This window comes from Roseovarius sp. MBR-6, from assembly GCF_040547525.1.
Lineage (GTDB): Bacteria > Pseudomonadota > Alphaproteobacteria > Rhodobacterales > Rhodobacteraceae > Roseovarius.
The window spans coordinates 261,132-279,649 of the sequence record NZ_JBEPPW010000003.1; the positions used below are offsets into that span (position 1 = coordinate 261,132).

The window sequence follows — 18,518 nt, forward strand, 5'->3', positions numbered from 1 at the left end:
CTGGAGCCGATGCCACATCTCAGCGGTTTCATGCCCAGCGGGTGTCAATGGGGGATTCCTTGTCGGGCTAAGGGATGCTAACCTGTAAAAATGTCGCGGCGTCTTTTGGGTTGCTTCTGGCGACCGTATTTCGGGAGCAAGAATACCGTCTTCGTTGGGCGCTCGACCGAAAAGGTGGTGCATCGTGGTGCGTAAGGTCTGACATGGCGCGGAGCGATCTTCTTGTATCCTTGATTCGCGCGGGTGCGACCGGCGATCGAGAGATGCTGCGCTCCACCACCGAAGCGATGGTCGCGGAAGAGCGCGCCAAGAAGCATTTCATCGTGGCCGACCGCATGCAGCGCGCCTTATCGGCCGTCCCGATCACACCTCCTGCCCTTACGGCAAGCTCGCCTCACTTGGCGGATCCGAACGGGCGCGAGGCCATTCTCGAGGTCACGCCGCAGCTCCAGCTCGACGACATCCTGCTTCCTTTGCCAGCAAAAGAAAGTGGCCGCCAGCTTCTTGAAGAGCATCGCAGAGCGGATGTCCTGCGCACGAACGGCTATGAACCACGGCACCGGGTCTTGCTGTCGGGCCCCCCAGGCAATGGCAAGACGTCGTTCGCCGAGGCAGTGGCAGAGGGCCTAGGCCTGCCCTTCTTCGTTGTCAGATATGACGCCTTGATCGGCAGTTACCTCGGTGAGACGAACGCGCGGCTCCGCAAACTCTTTGACTATGTGCGAACGACTCCGAGCGTTCTGTTCTTCGACGAGTTCGATGCCATCGGCAAGGAACGCGGCGATACACATGAAACGGGAGAGATAAAACGGGTTGTCTCTTTCCTGCTCATGCAACTCGATCAGCTTCCCAGCTACGTCATTGTGGTCGCGGCTACCAATCATGGCGAGCTGCTCGATCGCGCTGTCTGGCGCCGTTTTCAGATGCGGCTGGCATTTCCGGCTCCCAAGAAGACCGAGATTGCGGTGTTTCTGGACCGGGTCATTTCGGGCTGGCCAGATGCACCAAAAATGGCGCTGAGCCGACTTGCCGGCCGCCTCGGAAATGTGAGTTACGCAGAAGCTCTCGACTTCTGCCAGAATGTCAGACGGCGGCAGATTCTTGGTTTAGGGGAGGTTTCGGTTGATGAGGCATTGCGCGCGGAACTGGATCTTTGGACTTCGCGCGTCACGCCCGAGTTCATAAATGCCGAGCGATCCAACAAAACCTCTCCTGAGACTGACGCCGAGAGCTGATCAGCCCCGCCCCAAAGGCCGCGCCCGACCCGTTCCCTCGCCAGATGCCTTTCCGCGAGACCGCCAGACCAGCGCGTTCGGCCCAAAGTTCACGCGCCTCGCCGAAATTCTCGCGCGCGGCGATGGGGCGCTTGAACTGCGCGCAGACCCTGCCGGCCTCGCGCCGGAACGGCTGCTGGTGTTCGAAGTCCGCGGCGCGATCAGTTCGTTTGCCGCGTCCATCCGCCAAGTGGGCGGGCTGGAACTGGTGGATGAGGAAGAACTCGACGGCGACGAGGAAGACAAGCAACCCGTCGCCTACCTTCTGGTCCCCGACATGGTGGCCTTGCGAAGCCTTGAATCGCTGTGGCGGCGGTGGCAGGCTGGACAACTGGTCAGAGGGGAAACGCCCTGGGCGAATGTGTTCGAACACCTCAGGGACTTGCGTGCATGGGGGCCAGACGACCGCGTTCAACCGTCAGATCGGACCTTTCTCTCCTCAATTCTCGACGGCCACCAGGACAACGATCTGATCCGACTGGAGATCGAACTGGTTTTCAGGGCCAATGAGGCGGTCGCTCGACTCAGTGAAGAGGAGACGTCACACGCGCTGACGGCGCGAGGGGGCTTGGTCCTGTCTCGCTGCCGCTTGCCCGACATTTCCTACCATGCACTCCTTGCCGATATCCCGGCTTGGGCCGTGCGCGAAATCATCGAACGGCGGATCGCGGGGATCGCTGGTTTGGACGCGGTGATGCACATCCGTCCGCAGTCCGAGGCCACGACCGTCCAGATCGGCGATCCTGAAGACAGCCCGCAGGCCGGGGAGCAGATCGAGGAACTCGGTGAGCCGATTCTTGCGGTGCTCGACGGCGTCCCTGTCAGTGGCCACAGGCGGCTGGCCGCCCATATCGACCTCGACGATCCCTTCGATCTTGAGCCGGACGCCCTCGTGGCGTCTCGGGCGCATGGAACGGCGATGGCATCCCTCGTCATTCACGGGGACCTCAATCGCGGCGAGGCCCCACTGCCGAGAAAGATCCACATGATCCCGGTCTTGGGGAACAATGATGCCTTCCCTCCCGACAGGCTCATTGTCGACATGATCTACCTCGCGGTCACAAGGCTGCGCGAACAGCGCCCCGGGGTCGTGATCGTCAATCTCTCCCTCGGAAATCGATATCGGCCATTCCACAAGCACCTTTCGCCCTGGGCCCGCCTGCTCGACCGCCTAGCCTATCGCTTCGGCCTGCTCTTTGTGGTGAGTGCCGGCAATCAGGTCTTCCCATTCGGCATGCCGGGTTACGCCACCAGCCGGGACTACGAGGATGCCGACGCAGAAAGCCGCGCGAAATCAATGGTTGCTACGCTGCATGGCGTCATGGCGGACCGCCGCCTGCTATCGCCAGCAGAGACGGTGAACGGCATCACGGTCGGTGCTGGAAACGTCGACGCCGTCGGTCCTGCCGAGCGCGGGTTGGCGCGAGCCTTGATCGATCCCTTCCCGGCTCACGTCGCGGCGAACCCATCGAGCAGCCTCGGACCGGGCTTTGCCAGATCGGTCAAGCCGGACATTCTGATGCCCGGCGCCCGCGAACACATGGCCTGTGTCGGCAATCACCGGCACATTGACGTCCGTCCGGCATCGGCCTCGCGCGGAGCGGGGCTCAAGGTTGCGGCGCCGCCAAGGGCAGGTCGAGAGAATCTTGACGGCTATTCGAATGGAACCAGCGCAGCAGCGGCGCTTGCGTCGCGGACGTGTCACCGCATCCACGATGCCCTCGAGGCCGCCTATGGGGACGCGTTTCTGCGCATGCCGCCCTTGCAGCGTGCAGTTCTGCTGAAGGCCCTTCTGGTACATCCGGCCCAATGGCCGAGGGAGACCGCTGAACTCATCAAGAATACCCTCGGCCCCACCGGGCGCGGCCAAGCGTCTAAGCAGAAGGATAACATTCGGCGCTTCCTCGGCTACGGCTATGTCGATTCTGATGACGCGGTGGCTTGTGCTGCGGATCGGGCGACGTTTTTCGCAACAGGGCTCTTGGGGGCCGATCGCATCGCAACGATCGACGTGCCGGTACCTTCGGCAATTGGCGGAAAGGCAAGACCGCACAGCCTGTCAGCAACGGTTGCTTGGTTTTCGCCTGTTGTGCCCGGCCGCAAGAGCTATCGCAGCTGTCGACTGAAGGTTCTCACACCGGTCGAACTCGACGCGCTCGCTGTCTCTGGCGATCGTTGGCATCCAGACGAAAATCAGAGTAATCGCGGGACAGTCAACTCGCGGCGCTGGAGCGGGGCGAATGCGCCGGTCGTCACGCCCAACATGACGATTCCTCTTGTCGTACAGCGCGATCCCGATCAAGGCGCGCCAGTTGATGAGGCGATACCCTTTGGATTAGCCGTGACAATTTCAATGCCGAGTGAAATCGGCATCTACGACGAAGTGCGGGCTCGACTCGCGCCGCTGGTCCAAGCGCGTCCGGCCGGAGGAGCTTGACGCTGCGACGTCGCACAGAAGATTTCCGTATAGAGGCCCACGCTAGCCAGACGCAGCGCGCGACAGCTTGACGGCGTCGCAGATACACGGATGACACTGTCGCCTGCTGAGCATTGAAAGGCAGCATTCCTCCCTCCGCTGCCCGTCCTCAGTTTTTCGGAATCCGCCTGGCTTTCGTCACTGGGTACTGTCCCAACCCCCCTGGTGGTCCCAACCCTGTCCCAACCTTCCGAGGGGGTTGGGGACACGAAAAGGTGTGCAAAAACAACGGTGTCCCCAACCTCACTCCGTGGTCCCAACCTTTTACCATACATTGATGTGGGAGAACGGAAAACGTCGGGACCATGTTTTTCCATACGAAAAGAGAAGGCCCCCCGTTGGGGACACCGAGGTTGGGACCACATCCGGTCAAACCATTGGTGTGGAATGATAAAACCCTGTCCCAACCTCCCCGAAGGTTGGGACCACGCGCCCTGAGGTTGGGACCGGAGCTGAGGTGAGCGTCGATCGCCGCCCGCCGTCGCGCCCGTGGTCGTTTTCGCTTTGGCGCAGACCCGCCGGATGCTAGATATTGCGGTGACCGAAGCCGAAGGCCCACAGCTTGTGAGCCTTCACGATGAACACACCGATCCCCGCGCAGGACGTCCGCCCCGAGCCGGGCGCGATCTCCAGGTCCTGCATCCTCGCGCTCGATCTCGGCACCACGACCGGCTGGGCGCTCCGGACCCATGAAGGCCTGACCACCAGCGGCACCGCGTTGTTCCGCCCGGGCCGCTTCGATGGCGGTGGCATGCGTTATCTGCGCTTCACCAACTGGCTGACGGAGATCGACCGGCTGTCCGGTCCCATCGCCGCGATCTGGTTCGAGGAAGTCAGAAATCACAAGGGTGTCGACGCATCGCATGTCTATGGCGGTCTGATGGCCACCCTGACCGCATGGGCCGAGCTGCGCGGGGTGCCTTATCAGGGCGTGCCGGTGGGCACCATCAAGCGCCACGCCACTGGCCGAGGCAACGCCCCGAAGGAGGCGATGATCGCCGCGGCGCGAGCCCGCGGGTTCTCTCCCGCCGACGACAACGAAGCTGATGCTATCGCGCTCCTGCTGTGGGCCATCGCAACGAATGGGGGTGTCGCATGAGGTGGCATCCCCATGGCTACGGCGGGCACCGCCGCAACCCCGACGAGGTCAAGCGCGACGGCTGGAAGGAACAAGGGCTGCTGGCCGTCGCCATCGACGACGACCGCCTGACCTGGCCCGAACGCGAGCTGGTCCGTCAACTTGGCGAGCGGCTCTATGGCAAGCGGGAACGGGAGGCGCGCCATGGGTGAGTGGACCACAGCGCAGGTGCAGGACCGGCTGGAGCTCGCGGCGGGCGTGATGCGGCAGATGCCGGGCGTGATGCCGCAGGGCTTCTTCAACGCATGGCCCGAGTATTTCCACAGCTTCGCCGACAAGGTCGGCCAGGAGCCGCGGATGCGTCGCCCGAGGCCCAGCCCGCGTCAGATCACGCAGGCCGAGGAGGCGATGCTCTGGCTGCGCTGGCTGGAGAAGAGCGACGCCCGCATCGTCTGGTTGCGTGCCAACGGCGAGCCGTGGAAGAAGATCACCTGGGAGATCGGGCTGAGCCGTCCGGCAGCCAACCGCCACTGGCAGTACGGCGTCGCGCTGATCACCTGGCGGCTCAACGGTCGCGTGCCGTCCTCGCGACGTTCGAAGCGCTTCGTGGTCGAGAATGCCGACCGGCTGTCAAGGAAAATCGTCCTGTGAGGGAATTTTCGGAGAGACATCGGACGGGGTTCACCCTGCCCGCGCCGAGGCCTACAAAAACGATATGCTCGGGAGAGGCGCGCGCGGGACGGCCCGCGCCGCTGGCTTCCGGGGTCCATCTGGAAGCCAGGCCGGAATCCAGATCGGGGTCCGGATGGTTCGAAGGGCGAGTGGCAGGCGGTTGACGGGGGGCGCGCGCAGAGAATGGTTTTCCGGATCAATCGGTGACCGGTCGTCCCTGAGCCAAACCGCCAAGCCATTGTTTTACGGTTCCTTTCCGGGCCGAAACGTATGCTGGCGGGCGAAGCGCGGCATATCGCCAGCGACAGGGCCGATTTTTTGGGAAGCCACCCCGGGTGGAGTCCACCCCCGAAACCACAAATAACCACGCAATAACAACCACTTGGCTGGTGGACTCCGGGGTGGACACCCTGGACCCCGGAGTCCAGCCGGAAGCCCGTGGATGCCCGCATCGCGGAATCCACCCGGGCGGAAGCCGCCCCATCATCGACAGGAACCTGCATGACCCTCAGCTTCGCCCCGGACGCGATCGAGATGTGGCCGCTTGCGCGCCTGCAGCCCTGCGCGAGGAACGCGAAGGTGCATGGCGCCGAGCAGGTCGCCAAGATCGCTGCCAGCATGGCCGAGTTCGGCTGGACCGTGCCGTGCCTCGTGGCCGAGGACGGTGAGCTGATCGCGGGCCATGGCCGGGTGCTGGCCGCCACGCAACTGGGGCTGACGGAAGCGCCGGTGATCGTGCTCGGCCATCTGACCGAGGCGCAGCGGCGGGCCTATCGCATCGCCGACAACAAGCTGACGGAGCTCGGCACCTGGGACGAGGCGTTGCTGTCGGCGGAACTGAACGACCTGCTGGCCGAGGATTTCGACCTGTCGCTGGTCGGGTTTTCCGACGGCGAGTTGGACAAGCTGCTGGCCTTCGTGCCGGAGGGGGACGGCGAGGAAAGCGGCGGCACCAGCGTGCCGCCGGTGACCATCCCCGAGCCGCCGCGCAATCCAGCTTCGCGCACGGGCGATCTCTGGATCCTTGGCGACCATCGGCTGCTCTGCGGGGACAGCACGAACCACGCCGACGTGCGCCGCCTGATGAACGGCGAACGGGCGGTGCTATTCGCCACCGACCCACCGTATCTGGTGGATTACGACGGATCGAACCACCCGACGCGGAATAAAGACTGGTCGGCGTCTTATGGCACCACCTGGGATGACAGCAGCCAAGGCGCGGACCTCTACGACGGTTTCATTGCCGCTGCGGTCGCCGAAGCCATCGCCGACGATGCCGCGTGGTATTGCTGGCACGCCTCGCGCCGCCAGGCGATGCTCGAAGCCTGCTGGGAGAAGGCGGGCGCCTTCGTCCACCAGCAGATCATCTGGGTGAAGGATCGCGGGGTTCTGACCCGCTCGCACTATCTCTGGAAGCACGAACCCTGCTTCATGGGTTGGCGTCGCCCGAACCGGCCGCCGAAGGTGGCCGAGGAAACGCTGCCCTCGACATGGGCGCTGCCCAGCTTCGCCAAGGACGACCGGCCCGACCACCCGACCCCGAAGCCGCTCGACGCGTTCGGCATCCCGATGCGCCAGCATGTTGCGCGGGGCGGCCTCTGCTACGAGCCCTTCTCGGGCTCGGGTTCGCAGATCATGGCGGGCGAGGCCAACGGCCGCCGCGTCTTCGCAATGGAGATTAGCGCGGCCTATGTCGATGTCGCCGTCGAACGCTGGCGGGCCGAGACCGGGCGCGAGGCGATCCTCGATGGCGACGGTCGGACCTTCGCTGAGGTGAGAACCGAGCGGCTGGGGGACGACGCCGAAGCCCGGGCCGATACGCCGGTCAAGGACGCCGCCCCCGAACCCGCGCGAAAGCGCAAGACCGCCGCGTGACATGCATGACCTGGCTTTACGTTCCTCCGGAGACACTTCCGGAGCCGGAGACGCATGCCTCTTCGGCCTCTCCCTCTGCTCCGGCGCAGGCGGTCTCGACCTCGGGCTTGCCATCGCCATCCCCGGATATCGTGCTGTGGGCCATGTCGAACGGGAAACCTTCGCCGCAGCCACTCTCGTGGCGCGGATGGAAGACGCGTCCCTGGATCAGGCTGTTGTCTGGGACGACGTTGGAACCTTCGACGGCGGCCCGTGGCGCGGCGCGGTGGACATCGTCACTGCGGGCTATCCGTGTCAGCCGTTCTCCGTCGCAGGCAAGCGCCGGGGCACGGACGACCCGCGCCACCTCTGGCCGCATGTCGCCCGCATCATCGGCGAGGTCGAGCCACCCTTCGTCTTCCTCGAGAATGTCGCCCATCATCTCCGCCTCGGCTTCCCCGAAGTCGCCGCAGGACTGGTCCGCATGGGCTACAAGCTTGCGGCAGGCCTCTTCACGGCGGCGGAAGTCGGCGCGCCCCATCGACGAGAGCGGCTCTTCATCCTCGCCATCCGCGAAGGGGACGAGTTGGCCGACCCCGCGCGCCTGCTCTGGGACCCGTTCGAGCGGCGGCAACCGGACGGAGATGCTGCGGCTCTGGCCGACACCGATGGCGAACGACGGTTGCAAGCCGAGCGCGGGCAACCGCAAGACGGCCGATCTGACCCATTCGGCGGGGATGTGGATGACGCCGACGGCCCGGGACCACAAGGATGGCGCGACGAGCCTGGCGAACACGCCGGTGAACGGCCTGCTTGGCCGCCAGGTCCTGGTGACGCCAGCGGTTGGCGCGCCTTCCTGCGACACGCCCCGGACCTCACATGGGCACTCCGATGTCAACGGTTGGCATTTGGTCACATGATTACGCTCCGTCTGTTTCAGGATCCGAGGTCCGAGCCCGAATGCATGACGCGGCCCGGTTCCGGGCACGATCAACCTCACATACGGTCGCGCAGGTGCCCTGTCGGGCGGTCGGCGCGGTCCAGAATTCCGCTTGCGGCGGGCTGGGCTCGAGCGGATGAGACCAATCTTGAACACGGTTCTTGTCAGACCAGGGTCCGGCCCGGTTCATCCACCCGGATCCGGCGAGGCTGATCGGGCCCCGTCGAATTTCGAAAAAAGGATGTATCAGGTCAGGCGGGTTTCATCGCGGCACCCTCGATCACGACACCCGTGGCGACGTATTTCCAGAGTGCAACCAGCAGCTTTCGCGCCAGCGCCACGATGGCGGGTTTGCGCGAGCGGCCACCCTGATGCGCCACCCTGTCGCGAAACCACTGCGTCAACGCCGATGTCGGCTGGTGCTGCAGCCAGAGCCAGGCCAGCTGGATCATCGTGGTGCGCAGCCGCGGATTGCCGGCTTTCGACACGCCTTGTTCCTGGTCGACCGCTCCGCTCTGCCACGGCGTCGGCGCCAGACCCGCATAGGCGGCCACCTGCCTTCGGTTGTCGAAGTGACGATAGAGCCCCTCCGACCAAAGCAGCATGGCGAATTCCGGGCCGATCCCCCTGATCTCCAGCAGCCGCGCGGCCGAGGCGGGCAGCGCGGCCTCCCGGGCCTGTGCCAGTTCGGCATCGCGCTCGGCCTCCACCGCCTTGATCTGCGCCAGCAGCAGTTCCAGCCGGTCGAGCTCGCGCAGGATCTGCGCCGTCAGATGCCGCGGGAGTTCCCGGCCGTCCCCGGTCCGCAGCTCTTCCAGCCGCTTGCGACGATCGCGCCGCAGCGGCTCATATCCGCTCACGCCTTGCGCGAAGAGCAGCCCCTTGATGCGGTTGACATGCGCAACACGCTCGCCGGTCAGGGTCTTGCGCTCGCGCATGATCCGGCGCGCGTCCTCCTCAGCGGGCGACGGGGCCCGGACCATGGCGCAGACCCGCGGCTCTGCCCGCTTGAAGGCCAGCAGCGCCCGCACCAGTGCCTCGCCGTCGATCCTGTCGGTCTTGGCGCGCCGCCGCCGACGCGAGGTCGCGATCGAGGCCGGATCGACGACATGGCTCTCGATGCCTTCCTTCACCAGCGCGCGGTGGATCCAGAAGCCGTCGAGACCCGCCTCCTGAATGGTGACGATCGGGAAATCCCGTCCCGTGCGCGCCTTCGCTTTCGCTACAAGAAGCCGGAAACGCTCCATGAGCCCCGCAATGTCGCCGCCCGGCACGCTGTGCTTCGACATCTTCTCGCCGCCGCCGGGCGACAGCGACGTGACGACCCAACGCGATCGGCTGAGTTCCAACGAGACGAAAATCGCGCCAAGATCGGTGCGGATCGCGGCCGGCGTGATGATCGCGGGGGAAGGCTTGTTCATGGCTGTCTCCTGTGCAGATGGGTGTCTGAGCAACCCCACTCTGCCAGAGCGCCGGTCGCGGTCCACCGCCCATGGAATCTTGAACCCGCTGTTCGTCGAGGCGCTGATGGGCTGGCCCACCGGGTGGACCGGCTTCGGCTCTGTGGCAACGGCGTGGTCCCGCTGGTTGCAGCGTATGCGCTCCGAACTCTGGCGGCTGAACTGCTGGCCGATGGATGAGGCCGCGACATGAAGCAGTCGCGCCTCATGTCGCTGGTCGAATCCGTCGCCAATGTGATCGTCGGCTACGGCGTTGCGGTCGTCACGCAGATCCTGATCTTCCCGGTCTTCGGGCTGCACACGACGCTGGCGCAGAACCTGAAGATGGGCGCGATGTTCACGGTAGTGAGCATTGCACGCTCCTTCGTCCTGCGAAGGGTGTTCGAGGCGATCCGGGGGCGATAGTGACGGTCAGATTGGCGGACGAAGCGGTCGTTTGCGGTCTGCCAGTGCGACTGACGCGCGCACTGGCAGATAGCGTCAAGTCAGAGTCTGAAGGCGCACCTCACCGGCATTCAGGAAGCAGGCTTTTGAGAAGATGCCGGAAGGGATTGGATTGGGAAGGCGAAGGTCGGCAATGCCCGGCACAGCCGTGACCTCGGGTTCGTAGGACCGGTCGATCTGCGAGATCACTCCCAGAATGACACCGGTGCTGCGTGTGAATGCCTGCAAGACCTTCATCTGTTCCGAAAGCGGGGGCTTTGTCCTCTGCTGATCGAGGATCTGCAAATAATCGATGACAGCCACAGTGCCCCTTGGTGCGCCCAACAGATGCTGGACGATGCTGTCGGCGCAGATATCGTCTGAGGTGACGATTTCGGGCATGAGTTCGGGCAACGGGTCGGCAAGTGCGCGGAACTGCTCGATCGCCTCGCGTTCAGTGTATTCCAGCGTGAAGAGGACGCTTCGCCGCCCTGCGTGGGCAGTATCGAGCAGCAGCTGCAATCCAAGCCGCGTCTTACCTTGCCCGGGACGGGCAGCGATCAGGAGCATATCGCCATATGCAAGCTCTTGCAGCAGTGGGTCCTCATTGGAACCCGCCTGGACGCGTGATGCCAGCAGGCTCCATGCAGTGAAGCCTTCGTCAATGGCAACACGGTCCTGTGCTAAATGCAGAGGAATTTTCTCATGACGGGCCAAGAGCTTGGCACGCCGTTTCAACTGATAGATCGGTGCGGACAGTCGCATCACGGAACCTCCATATCGAGCCGGAAACGCAACCCCTCCTTATGCGAACGCTCGAACAGATGGTTCGATGATCTCAGTCACCCCGTATGTGCAATACTTCCCCATCTGGAGGGGGGAGGCGCGGGTCAAGCCTAACGACAATATTATTCATGATCAGGGAGCCACGCAACCCGTTCGTCCGCTTCGGGCTCTTCGCGTCGATTGCCTGCCACCGCTGAATGAGCAACCGCCGCCCAGCAGGACGGCGGCCTGATCGAGTTCGTGGCCTACCCCTTAGCCCTCGGCGATCATGTAGCAGCGCCCGCGTCCTGCGACCTTCTCGGAGGTGATGGTGAGTCCGAGTTTCTTCTTCAGCGCGCCGGCCATGAAACCCCTCGCGGTATGAGGTGCCCATTGCGTAGCGTCCACGATCTCGTCGATGGTGGCGCCGCCCTCGGCCTTCAGCATGGCGATGACCGCCTCCTGCTTGGTGCCGCTGCGGCGGCGAGCGGGCACGGGCGCAGGTTCGGCCGCCGGCAGCTCCTCCGGATCATCCGTGATTCCGAGAGTGCTGTAGGCCAGCGACGTGGCGCGCAGGGTGATAGGGCCGCGCTCCTCGTCGTGCCGCCAGACCGTGTTGAGGTCGGTGGCGGCGACCTCTTCGATCAGCCCACGCTTGAGCAAGCTCTTGCAGACATTGCCGACGGCGCCGCCCTTGAGGTTGGCGGTGACGGGGAACAGCATCCCGTCCTCGCGCGCGCAGGCGGCGGACAAGATTACGGCTTGGGTGTCGGACAGCTGGATCTGGGTCATGGGGGCGTCTCCGTGTTCGGGGCCGCGACCGTCGTGGCCCTCCTACGACCCCGAGCCGCGCTGGGCGCGGCAGGAGTTCCGGCGGTGCCGGATGTCAGCGGGCGTGCTCGCCCTCGCCGAAGGCGCTGTCGGTGATCTCGCGCAGCTTGGCGCGGTAATGGTTCAGGGTGCCGACGTCGCCCCAGTCGATCTCGTCGGGGTGGGTCTCGAAGTGGTCTGCGCTGAGGGCGGCGAGCCGCTCCAGCATCGCCTCGATCTCGAACTTTGCGGCGAGGAAGGCGTCGAGGGCCTTGGTGTTGTCCGGTGGGCGGCGGGTCATGGTGGTGGCTCCGTTTTGAGTTGCTACGTTCCTGTGCAATCAGAATCGCTCCGCCACGCCCGAAAGTGTAGGCAATTCAGAGCCATATGATTGCTTTCTGGCCGACACCATTCAGATCAGCTGCAGGCTGGCCAGCATGGTGCTGGCGGCCACAAGCTCGGTGGTCGGCAGTTCGATCTTGATGTGCGAGATCACGTCCGAGGCTTCAGCCGCAATGCCCTCATCGCGCAGCGCGGCCTCGATCATGCGGGCGGCAGCTTCGGGACCCTTGAGGTTCAGCGGATCCGGCAGTGCAGTGTGATCGATGCGGATGGTGGTAGTGGCAGTCATGTGGGTGTCCTTTCAGGTTTGGGTTTCGACAGCGCCAGCGCGGCGTCCGGCGTCATAGGCCTCGACGAGCGCGTCGCGGATGGCCCAGACGGCGACATCGTGGAAATCGAGCCGGTCGGAGTTCCGGGTCTCGATCGTCTCGAGGAAGAAGCGGCGCTGTGCGATCTCCAGGATCAGCGCGTCGCGGGCGGCGGCGGGGTCGGTCTTGTGGCGGGGCATGGCAGGTTCCTCGGGTGAGTTGCATCGTCCTTCTGGACACACGTTCCCTCAGTCCGCCGTGCTTATCAACTCGATAAGCGCATGATTCAGAATGATAATCGGAGCCGTCGATGCAGGGCATGAGCGAGCGCCAGTACGCCGCCCATGTCGGGCTGTCGCGGGGCGCGATCCAGAAGGCGAAGACGGCCGAGCGGCTGGTTCTCTATCCCGACGGCAGCATCAACGCGGCCGCCAGCGACGCCCGGCGCGCGGAAACAACCGATCCGTCCAAGACGAGGGTGAGCGTGGACCGTGGCGCCAGTGGCGCCACGCAAGCCCCGCGAACGCCCGCGCCGAAGCTGAAACCCGTCCCCGAGGCGGCAGTGGCGGCCGTGGGCGACACGCTGCGCGAACAGGGTCTGGCGGTCCCGGCGGTCGGCGGCGGCACGACCTTTCTGCAGGCCAAGACCGCGAACGAGGTGCTGAAGGCGCAGGAGCGGCGCATCCGGCTCCAGAAGCTGAAGGGGGAATTGATCGAGCGGGCCCGCGCGCTGGCGCTGGTGTTCCGGCTGGCACGGGAGGAACGGGACGCGTGGGTGAACTGGCCCGCGCGCGCGGCCGCGCTGATGGCGGCCGAGCTCTCGGCCTCGTGCAGCGACGCGACGGGCCAGCAGATCACCGTGGAGCCAGCCGCGATGCAGAAGGTGCTGGAGAGACATGTACGCGCCCACCTCGACGAACTCGCCGAGGTCCGGCCCGACTTCAGGTGATGATGATGGCCTGACGGACTTCGACGGCGCGGGCGAGATCCTGCGCGCCTGGGGCAACGGGCTGCGGCCCGACCCGGACCTGACCGTCTCGCAATGGGCGGACCAACACCGGACGCTATCGAGCCGGGCTTCCGCCGAACCGGGGCGGTATCGGACGGCACGCACGCCCTACATGCGCGAGATCATGGACAACCTCTCGCCCGCGAGCCCTGTGCAGCGGGTGGTGTTCATGAAGGCGGCTCAGGTCGGCGCCACGGAAGCGGGCAACTGCTTTATTGGCTTCGTGATGCATCATGCGCCGGGTCCGATGCTGGCGGTCCAGCCGACCGTGGAACTGGCCAAGCGCAACTCGCGCCAGCGGATCGACCCGCTGATCGACGAAAGCCCGGATCTGCGGGAGCGGGTGAAGCCCGCCCGGTCGCGCGACGCGGGCAACACGATGCTGTCCAAGGAATTCGCGGGCGGCATCCTGATCATGACCGGGGCGAACTCGGCGGTCGGGCTGCGGTCCACCCCGGCGCGCTACATCTTCCTCGACGAGGTCGACGCCTATCCGGCCTCGGCCGACGAGGAAGGCGATCCGGTCACGCTGGCCGAGGCCCGGTCGCTGACGTTTGCGCACCGGCGCAAGGTGTTCCTGGTCTCGACGCCGACGATCCGGGGGCTGAGCCGGATCGAACGGGAATACGAGGCCAGCGACCAGCGCCGGTTCTTCGTGCCGTGCCCGCATTGCGGTCACGCGCAATGGCTGCGTTTTGAGCGGCTGCGCTGGCAGAAGGGGCGGCCGGAGACGGCGGAATATCACTGCGAGGGCTGCGAGCGGCCCATCGGCGAGCATCACAAGACGGCGATGCTGGAAGCGGGCGAATGGCGCGCAACGGCTGTTGCCGCCGATCCGACCACGGTCGGGTATCACCTCTCGGCGCTCTATTCGCCGGTGGGCTGGCTGAGTTGGGAGCGGATCGTGCGGTCATGGGAAGCAGCCCAAGGGTCGGACGAGGCGATCAAGGCGTTCCGCAACACGATCCTCGGCGAGACATGGGTCGAGACCGGCGAAGCGCCGGACTGGCAGCGACTGGCGGACCGGCGCGAAGCATGGCCAGCGGGCACGGTGCCTGCGGGCGGGTTGTTCCTGACCGCCGGGGCGGACGTGCAGAAGGACCGGATCGAGGTCGATGTCTGGGCCTGGGGGCGCGGGCTGGAGAGTTGGCTGATCGATCATCTGGTCCTCGAGGGCGGGCCCGGCGATCCGGCCTGCTGGCAACGGCTCACCGATCTGCTCGGCCGCACATGGGCGCATGCCTGCGGCCAGCACATGACGCTGGCGCGGCTGGGCGTAGACACCGGCTACGAGACCTCGGCGGTCTATGCCTGGTCGCGGCAGGTGGGGTTTGCGCAGGTGGCCCCGGTGAAGGGAGTCGAGGGCTTCAACCGGTCGAGCCCGGTCACTGGCCCGACCTATGTGGATGCCACCATCGCGGGCAAGCGCCTGCGCCGGGGCGCGCGGCTCTGGACGGTGGCGACCTCGACCTTCAAGACCGAGACCTATCGCTTGCTGCGCCAGGACCGGCCGACGAAGGAAGAGATCGAGGGCGGTGCCTCGTTCCCGCCCGGCACGATCCATCTGCCGGACTGGGCCGACGGAGAATGGCTGAAGCAGCTGACCGCCGAGCAACTGGTGACCGTGCGCACCAAACGCGGCTTTGCCCGGCTGGAATGGCAGAAACTGCGCGAGCGCAACGAGGCGCTGGATTGCCGGGTCTATGCCCGCGCCGCCGTGTGGATCCTCGGGGCTGACCGCTGGGCCGAGGCGCGGTGGGACGATCTGGAGGCCCAACTCGGGGTCACGGCACAAGACACGGTTGATGGTGGGGCCGGAAACACCACACCCGTTTCACGGCGGACGGCGCCGCGCCGGCGCACGGTGCGCTCAAACTACATGAGGTGATCCATGGCCACGGCAGGTGAACTCCGCGCCCGGCGCGAAGCGCTGGCCGCGCAGAGGTCCTCGGGCGTGGCGCGGGTCAGTTATGACGGCAAGACCGTCGACTATCGCAGCGTCGCCGAGATCGACCGGGCCATCGAGGCGCTCGACCGCGAGATCGCGGCGGCCGAGGGGCGGCGGATCGTGCGCCAGGTCCGGGTGACGACGGCGAAGGGTCTGTGAGCATGGGGCTGTTCGATCTCTTCCGCCGTCCTGCGCGGGGCGATCCTGCGTCATCCGGGCTTACGCGGCTCCCCCGGAGCCACGGTCCCTCCGGACTGCGCGCCCGGCTCGAAGGCGCGATGGCGAAGCGCAGGCTGCGCGGCTGGAACCCGCCCTTGGAGAACATCAACGCGCTCGTTGCCTCGGGTGGGCCGCGTCTGCTGGCGCGCTCGCGCGAACTGGTGGTCACCAACGGTTATGCCGCCAATGCCTGCGAGGCGTTTGCCTCGAACCTCGTCGGCGACGGGATCAAACCCTCGTCGCTGATCGGGGATCCGGACCTGCGCGACCGGGTGCAGCGGCTGTGGCTGGCCTGGACCGACGAGGCGGATGCCGACGGGCTGACCGATTTCTACGGGCTGCAGGCGATGGTGGCGCGCGAGATGTTTGTGGCGGGCGAATGCTTCGTGCGGCTGCGCCCGCGCCGGGCCGAGGATGGCTTGCTGGTGCCGTTGCAGGCGCAGCTTCTGCAGTCCGAGATGCTGCCCTTCGAGAAGACGGAAGTCCTGCCCTCGGGCAACCGCATCCGCTGCGGCATCGAGTTCGACCTGATCGGGCGGCGGGTCGCCTATCATTTCCGCCGCCGCCATCCGGGCGACAGCACCGACCGGGGGGCGGCGATCCCGGAGACGGTGCGCGTGCCGGCGGCGGACGTGCTGCACGTCTATCGCCCGATCGACGCGGGCCAGATCCGGGGGCTGCCGCACATCGCGCCAGCCATGGTGCGGCTGTTCCTGCTCGATCAGTATGACGATGCGGAACTCGACCGGAAGAAGACGGCGGCGATGTTCGCGGGCTTCATCACCAAGACCGCCCCGGAAGAGCCGTTGATGGGTGAAAGTGAGGCCGATCTCGACGGTTCTGCCATCGCCAGCCTCGAGCCCGGCACGATGCAGGTGCTGCTGCCGGGGGAAGACGTGAAGTTCTCGTCGCCGGCGGACGTCGGCGGCGGCTATGAGGCGTTCCAGTACCGCACGTTGCTCAGCGTCGCGGCCTCGCTGGGCCTGCCCTATCATCTGGTGACCGGCGATGTGCGGCAGGCCAACTATTCCTCCTTGCGCGCCGAACTGGTCGAGTTCCGGCGCCGCGTCGAGCAGTTGCAGCACGGGGTGATCGCGCATCAGCTCTGCCGCCCGGTCTGGGCGCGCTGGCTGGAGACGGCGGTGCTCTCGGGCGCGCTCGATCTGCCGGGCTTCGCGGGCCATCCGGCGCGCTACCGCCCGGTGCAATGGATCCCGCCGCGCTGGGACTGGGTCGATCCGCTGAAGGACATCCAGGCGCAGGTGCTGGCGATGGAGGCCGGGATCATCTCGCGGCGCAAGGTGGTCGAGGCCACCGGCTACGACGTCGAGGAAATAGACCGCGAGAACGCGGCCGACGCGGCCCGCGTCGCGGCGCTCGGCCTGCGCTATCGCACCAGCCCCGGAGAGACGCAGGGCGCGCGGGCGACCCCGGCGCAATTGCCGGATGCGGGCAGCGGCGCAGGCAGCGGCTCTGGTCCAAGCGCTGACGGGACATCTGAAGAGGAGTGAAAGCATGGCCAGCTGGTATGCGATCCGCGCCCGAGCCACCGGCGCGGAAGTGGCGATCTATGACGAAATCGGCGCGCATGGCGTCTCGGCCAAGGGCTTTCTGGCCGAGCTCGGCGCGCTGCCCGAAGGGACGCCGATCGATCTGCGCCTCAACAGCCCCGGCGGGTCGGTGTTCGACGCGGTCGCGATCCACAACGCGATCAGGCGGCACGAGGGGACCGTCACGGTCTGGATCGACGGCATCGCCGCCTCGGCGGCGTCCTATGTCGCCATGGCGGGCGACGAGATCGTCATGCCGGAAAACGCCTTCCTGATGATCCACGATCCCGCCGGCCTCGTCATGGGCACCGCCACCGACATGCGGGCGATGGCCGAGGCGCTCGACAAGGTGGGCGACAGCCTCGCCGCGGGCTATGCCGCGAAATCCGGCCGGACGGCCGAGGAGATCGCGGCGCTGATGGCCGCCGAGACCTGGCTCGATGCGACCGAGGCGCTGGCGCTCGGCTTTGCCGACCGGCTGGCCGAGCCGGTGCGGATCGCCGCCAGCTTCGACATCGGCCGCTTCCGCAACGCGCCGCCCGCGCTGATCGAGGCGGTGGAGGCCGAGGCGGTGGAGGCCGAAGGCCAGGACGGCACGGAAACCGTTCCGGAGGGGAACGGTTCCGACGGCGATCCCGCTGCCAGCCCTGTCGGACCGCAAGACCCGGCAGGCGAGGCCAGCGCCGATGGTCGATCCGACGATACCGAGGGGCATGTCGTGTCCGGCAACATGCCCCCGCCGCCGCCTCCCGCGCCACCCGATCCCGCGGCGATCCGCGCGGACGCCATGGCGCATGCCCGCGCCGTCGTCGATCTCTGCCGCCTTGCCGGGCAGCCGCAAATGGCCGGGCGCTTTCTGGAAACCGACGCGGACCTCGACGAGGTCCGCGCCGCCCTCATCGCTTTGAGGTCCGAGGCAGGGCCCGAGATTGCCGGGCATCACCCGCAGCCCGGCCGCCCGTCGAACACCCGTCCCTGGGGCGAGATCGTCGCCCGCACCTTCCGCCTGAAAGGATAACCCCGTGCCCACGCTCACCGAGACCACCCATCCCGGCGGCTTCCTCGTCTGGGAGGCGTTCCGCGATTACACCCGCGAGACCATCACCGTCGCCTCCGGCGCGTTTGAGCCCGGCACCGTGCTCGGCAGGATCACCGCGTCGGGCAAATACGCCGCGCACGATCCCGCCGCCATCGATGGCACCGAGACCGCCGTCGCCGTGCTCTGGGGCAAGGCCGACGCGAGCGCGGGCGACGCGCCCGCCGTCGCCCTGGTCCGCGGCCCCGCCATCGTCAACCGCAACGATCTCGTTTTTGCAGGCACGCCCAGCGAGGCCGAGATCGCCGCCGCCCATGCCGCCCTGCTGGCGGCGGGCATCCTCGTCCGCTGATC

At 66.3% G+C, this 18,518-nt stretch carries 21 protein-coding genes and 1 pseudogene; 16 read left to right on the plus strand and 6 right to left on the minus strand.

Annotation, left to right across the window (positions count from 1 at the left end; translation table 11 throughout):
• The first annotated feature begins 203 nt into the window (after window positions 1–203).
• The 8 genes and pseudogenes from ABIE57_RS05880 (at window position 204) to ABIE57_RS05915 (ending at window position 8,274) form a co-directional block, all read left to right on the plus strand.
• Entirely contained in the window at window positions 204–1,235 is a 1,032-nt protein-coding gene (locus tag ABIE57_RS05880; RefSeq protein WP_354538079.1) for an AAA family ATPase, read from the plus strand.
• Entirely contained in the window at window positions 1,186–3,711 is a 2,526-nt protein-coding gene (locus ABIE57_RS05885; protein ID WP_354538080.1) for a S8 family peptidase, read from the plus strand. Before ABIE57_RS05880 ends, ABIE57_RS05885 begins: the two co-directional genes overlap by 50 nt.
• A 616-nt stretch (window positions 3,712–4,327) precedes the next feature.
• Window positions 4,328–4,849, plus strand: coding sequence for a crossover junction endodeoxyribonuclease RuvC (locus ABIE57_RS05890; protein WP_354538081.1), 522 nt, complete (start codon window positions 4,328–4,330; stop codon window positions 4,847–4,849).
• Entirely contained in the window at window positions 4,846–5,040 is a 195-nt protein-coding gene (locus ABIE57_RS05895) for a hypothetical protein (protein WP_354538082.1), read from the plus strand. The genes ABIE57_RS05890 and ABIE57_RS05895 overlap by 4 nt, the downstream gene beginning before the upstream one ends.
• Window positions 5,033–5,479: a DUF6362 family protein gene (locus ABIE57_RS05900; protein WP_354538083.1), complete on the plus strand. Its 447-nt coding sequence runs from the start codon at window positions 5,033–5,035 to the stop codon at window positions 5,477–5,479. Before ABIE57_RS05895 ends, ABIE57_RS05900 begins: the two co-directional genes overlap by 8 nt.
• 522 nt (window positions 5,480–6,001) lie before the next feature.
• Window positions 6,002–7,375, plus strand: a complete 1,374-nt coding sequence (locus ABIE57_RS05905) for a site-specific DNA-methyltransferase (RefSeq protein WP_354538084.1) — start codon at window positions 6,002–6,004, stop codon at window positions 7,373–7,375.
• 1 nt (window position 7,376) lies between these two features.
• A pseudogene (locus tag ABIE57_RS05910) lies at window positions 7,377–7,886 on the plus strand (DNA cytosine methyltransferase); the annotation flags it as partial.
• Between the two features lie 136 nt (window positions 7,887–8,022).
• The gene (locus tag ABIE57_RS05915; protein WP_354538194.1) at window positions 8,023–8,274 is read left to right on the plus strand and encodes a hypothetical protein; all 252 of its coding nucleotides are present in this window, start codon (window positions 8,023–8,025) and stop codon (window positions 8,272–8,274) included.
• Between the two features lie 271 nt (window positions 8,275–8,545).
• Here the strand turns inward: ABIE57_RS05915 and ABIE57_RS05920 are convergent, their stop codons facing one another.
• Window positions 8,546–9,715: an IS110 family RNA-guided transposase gene (locus tag ABIE57_RS05920; protein WP_354538085.1), complete on the minus strand. Its 1,170-nt coding sequence runs from the start codon at window positions 9,713–9,715 to the stop codon at window positions 8,546–8,548.
• Between the two features lie 79 nt (window positions 9,716–9,794).
• Between ABIE57_RS05920 and ABIE57_RS05925 the strand changes: the two genes are divergently transcribed.
• Both ABIE57_RS05925 and ABIE57_RS05930 read left to right on the plus strand, forming a co-directional pair.
• Window positions 9,795–9,947 (plus strand): hypothetical protein, encoded by a 153-nt coding sequence (locus tag ABIE57_RS05925; protein WP_354538086.1) that lies wholly within the window; start codon window positions 9,795–9,797, stop codon window positions 9,945–9,947.
• Entirely contained in the window at window positions 9,944–10,159 is a 216-nt protein-coding gene (locus ABIE57_RS05930; RefSeq protein ID WP_354538087.1) for a DUF7220 family protein, read from the plus strand. Before ABIE57_RS05925 ends, ABIE57_RS05930 begins: the two co-directional genes overlap by 4 nt.
• Before the next feature lie 75 nt (window positions 10,160–10,234).
• Here ABIE57_RS05930 and ABIE57_RS05935 read toward each other — a convergent pair whose 3' ends face one another.
• From ABIE57_RS05935 to ABIE57_RS05955, 5 genes are all read right to left on the minus strand, one after another.
• Window positions 10,235–10,942, minus strand: coding sequence for a DNA helicase (locus ABIE57_RS05935; protein WP_354538088.1), 708 nt, complete (start codon window positions 10,940–10,942; stop codon window positions 10,235–10,237).
• Between the two features lie 273 nt (window positions 10,943–11,215).
• Window positions 11,216–11,734, minus strand: coding sequence for a DUF3489 domain-containing protein (locus ABIE57_RS05940; protein ID WP_354538089.1), 519 nt, complete (start codon window positions 11,732–11,734; stop codon window positions 11,216–11,218).
• 94 nt (window positions 11,735–11,828) lie between these two features.
• The gene (locus tag ABIE57_RS05945; RefSeq protein ID WP_354538090.1) at window positions 11,829–12,053 is read right to left on the minus strand and encodes a hypothetical protein; all 225 of its coding nucleotides are present in this window, start codon (window positions 12,051–12,053) and stop codon (window positions 11,829–11,831) included.
• Between the two features lie 111 nt (window positions 12,054–12,164).
• Entirely contained in the window at window positions 12,165–12,383 is a 219-nt protein-coding gene (locus ABIE57_RS05950) for a hypothetical protein (RefSeq protein ID WP_354538091.1), read from the minus strand.
• Between the two features lie 12 nt (window positions 12,384–12,395).
• Window positions 12,396–12,602, minus strand: coding sequence for a DUF6900 domain-containing protein (locus ABIE57_RS05955; protein ID WP_354538092.1), 207 nt, complete (start codon window positions 12,600–12,602; stop codon window positions 12,396–12,398).
• 110 nt (window positions 12,603–12,712) lie between these two features.
• Between ABIE57_RS05955 and ABIE57_RS05960 the strand changes: the two genes are divergently transcribed.
• The 6 genes from ABIE57_RS05960 to ABIE57_RS05985 are packed head-to-tail and all read left to right on the plus strand — an operon-like array spanning window position 12,713 to window position 18,516.
• Window positions 12,713–13,351, plus strand: a complete 639-nt coding sequence (locus ABIE57_RS05960; protein ID WP_354538093.1) for a hypothetical protein — start codon at window positions 12,713–12,715, stop codon at window positions 13,349–13,351.
• Window positions 13,299–15,299 carry a phage terminase large subunit family protein gene (locus ABIE57_RS05965; protein WP_354538094.1) on the plus strand — a complete coding sequence of 667 codons (2,001 nt, stop codon included), beginning with the start codon at window positions 13,299–13,301 and terminating at the stop codon, window positions 15,297–15,299. The genes ABIE57_RS05960 and ABIE57_RS05965 overlap by 53 nt, the downstream gene beginning before the upstream one ends.
• Before the next feature lie 3 nt (window positions 15,300–15,302).
• On the plus strand, window positions 15,303–15,518 hold the full coding sequence (locus ABIE57_RS05970; protein ID WP_354538095.1) for a phage head-tail joining protein: 216 nt from the start codon (window positions 15,303–15,305) through the stop codon (window positions 15,516–15,518).
• A 2-nt stretch (window positions 15,519–15,520) separates the two neighbouring features.
• Window positions 15,521–17,089 (plus strand): phage portal protein, encoded by a 1,569-nt coding sequence (locus tag ABIE57_RS05975; RefSeq protein WP_354538096.1) that lies wholly within the window; start codon window positions 15,521–15,523, stop codon window positions 17,087–17,089.
• A gap of 4 nt (window positions 17,090–17,093) precedes the next feature.
• Entirely contained in the window at window positions 17,094–18,146 is a 1,053-nt protein-coding gene (locus ABIE57_RS05980; protein ID WP_354538097.1) for a head maturation protease, ClpP-related, read from the plus strand.
• 4 nt (window positions 18,147–18,150) lie between these two features.
• Window positions 18,151–18,516, plus strand: a complete 366-nt coding sequence (locus tag ABIE57_RS05985; RefSeq protein WP_354538098.1) for a head decoration protein — start codon at window positions 18,151–18,153, stop codon at window positions 18,514–18,516.
• The last annotated feature ends 2 nt before the right edge of the window (window positions 18,517–18,518 follow it).

Excerpts from the sequence above, each read along its gene's own strand:
- ABIE57_RS05880 (WP_354538079.1), top strand. The coding sequence starts at position 204 with ATGGCGCGGAGCGATCTTCTTGTATCCTTGATTCGCGCGGGTGCGACC.
- ABIE57_RS05885 (WP_354538080.1), top strand. The coding sequence starts at position 1,186 with ATGCCGAGCGATCCAACAAAACCTCTCCTGAGACTGACGCCGAGAGCT.
- ABIE57_RS05890 (WP_354538081.1), top strand. The coding sequence starts at position 4,328 with ATGAACACACCGATCCCCGCGCAGGACGTCCGCCCCGAGCCGGGCGCG.
- ABIE57_RS05895 (WP_354538082.1), top strand. The coding sequence starts at position 4,846 with ATGAGGTGGCATCCCCATGGCTACGGCGGGCACCGCCGCAACCCCGAC.
- ABIE57_RS05900 (WP_354538083.1), top strand. The coding sequence starts at position 5,033 with ATGGGTGAGTGGACCACAGCGCAGGTGCAGGACCGGCTGGAGCTCGCG.
- ABIE57_RS05905 (WP_354538084.1), top strand. The coding sequence starts at position 6,002 with ATGACCCTCAGCTTCGCCCCGGACGCGATCGAGATGTGGCCGCTTGCG.
- ABIE57_RS05915 (WP_354538194.1), top strand. The coding sequence starts at position 8,023 with ATGGCGAACGACGGTTGCAAGCCGAGCGCGGGCAACCGCAAGACGGCC.
- ABIE57_RS05920 (WP_354538085.1), bottom strand. The coding sequence starts at position 9,715 with ATGAACAAGCCTTCCCCCGCGATCATCACGCCGGCCGCGATCCGCACC.
- ABIE57_RS05930 (WP_354538087.1), top strand. The coding sequence starts at position 9,944 with ATGAAGCAGTCGCGCCTCATGTCGCTGGTCGAATCCGTCGCCAATGTG.
- ABIE57_RS05935 (WP_354538088.1), bottom strand. The coding sequence starts at position 10,942 with ATGCGACTGTCCGCACCGATCTATCAGTTGAAACGGCGTGCCAAGCTC.
- ABIE57_RS05940 (WP_354538089.1), bottom strand. The coding sequence starts at position 11,734 with ATGACCCAGATCCAGCTGTCCGACACCCAAGCCGTAATCTTGTCCGCC.
- ABIE57_RS05945 (WP_354538090.1), bottom strand. The coding sequence starts at position 12,053 with ATGACCCGCCGCCCACCGGACAACACCAAGGCCCTCGACGCCTTCCTC.
- ABIE57_RS05950 (WP_354538091.1), bottom strand. The coding sequence starts at position 12,383 with ATGACTGCCACTACCACCATCCGCATCGATCACACTGCACTGCCGGAT.
- ABIE57_RS05955 (WP_354538092.1), bottom strand. The coding sequence starts at position 12,602 with ATGCCCCGCCACAAGACCGACCCCGCCGCCGCCCGCGACGCGCTGATC.
- ABIE57_RS05960 (WP_354538093.1), top strand. The coding sequence starts at position 12,713 with ATGCAGGGCATGAGCGAGCGCCAGTACGCCGCCCATGTCGGGCTGTCG.
- ABIE57_RS05965 (WP_354538094.1), top strand. The coding sequence starts at position 13,299 with ATGTACGCGCCCACCTCGACGAACTCGCCGAGGTCCGGCCCGACTTCA.
- ABIE57_RS05970 (WP_354538095.1), top strand. The coding sequence starts at position 15,303 with ATGGCCACGGCAGGTGAACTCCGCGCCCGGCGCGAAGCGCTGGCCGCG.
- ABIE57_RS05975 (WP_354538096.1), top strand. The coding sequence starts at position 15,521 with ATGGGGCTGTTCGATCTCTTCCGCCGTCCTGCGCGGGGCGATCCTGCG.
- ABIE57_RS05980 (WP_354538097.1), top strand. The coding sequence starts at position 17,094 with ATGGCCAGCTGGTATGCGATCCGCGCCCGAGCCACCGGCGCGGAAGTG.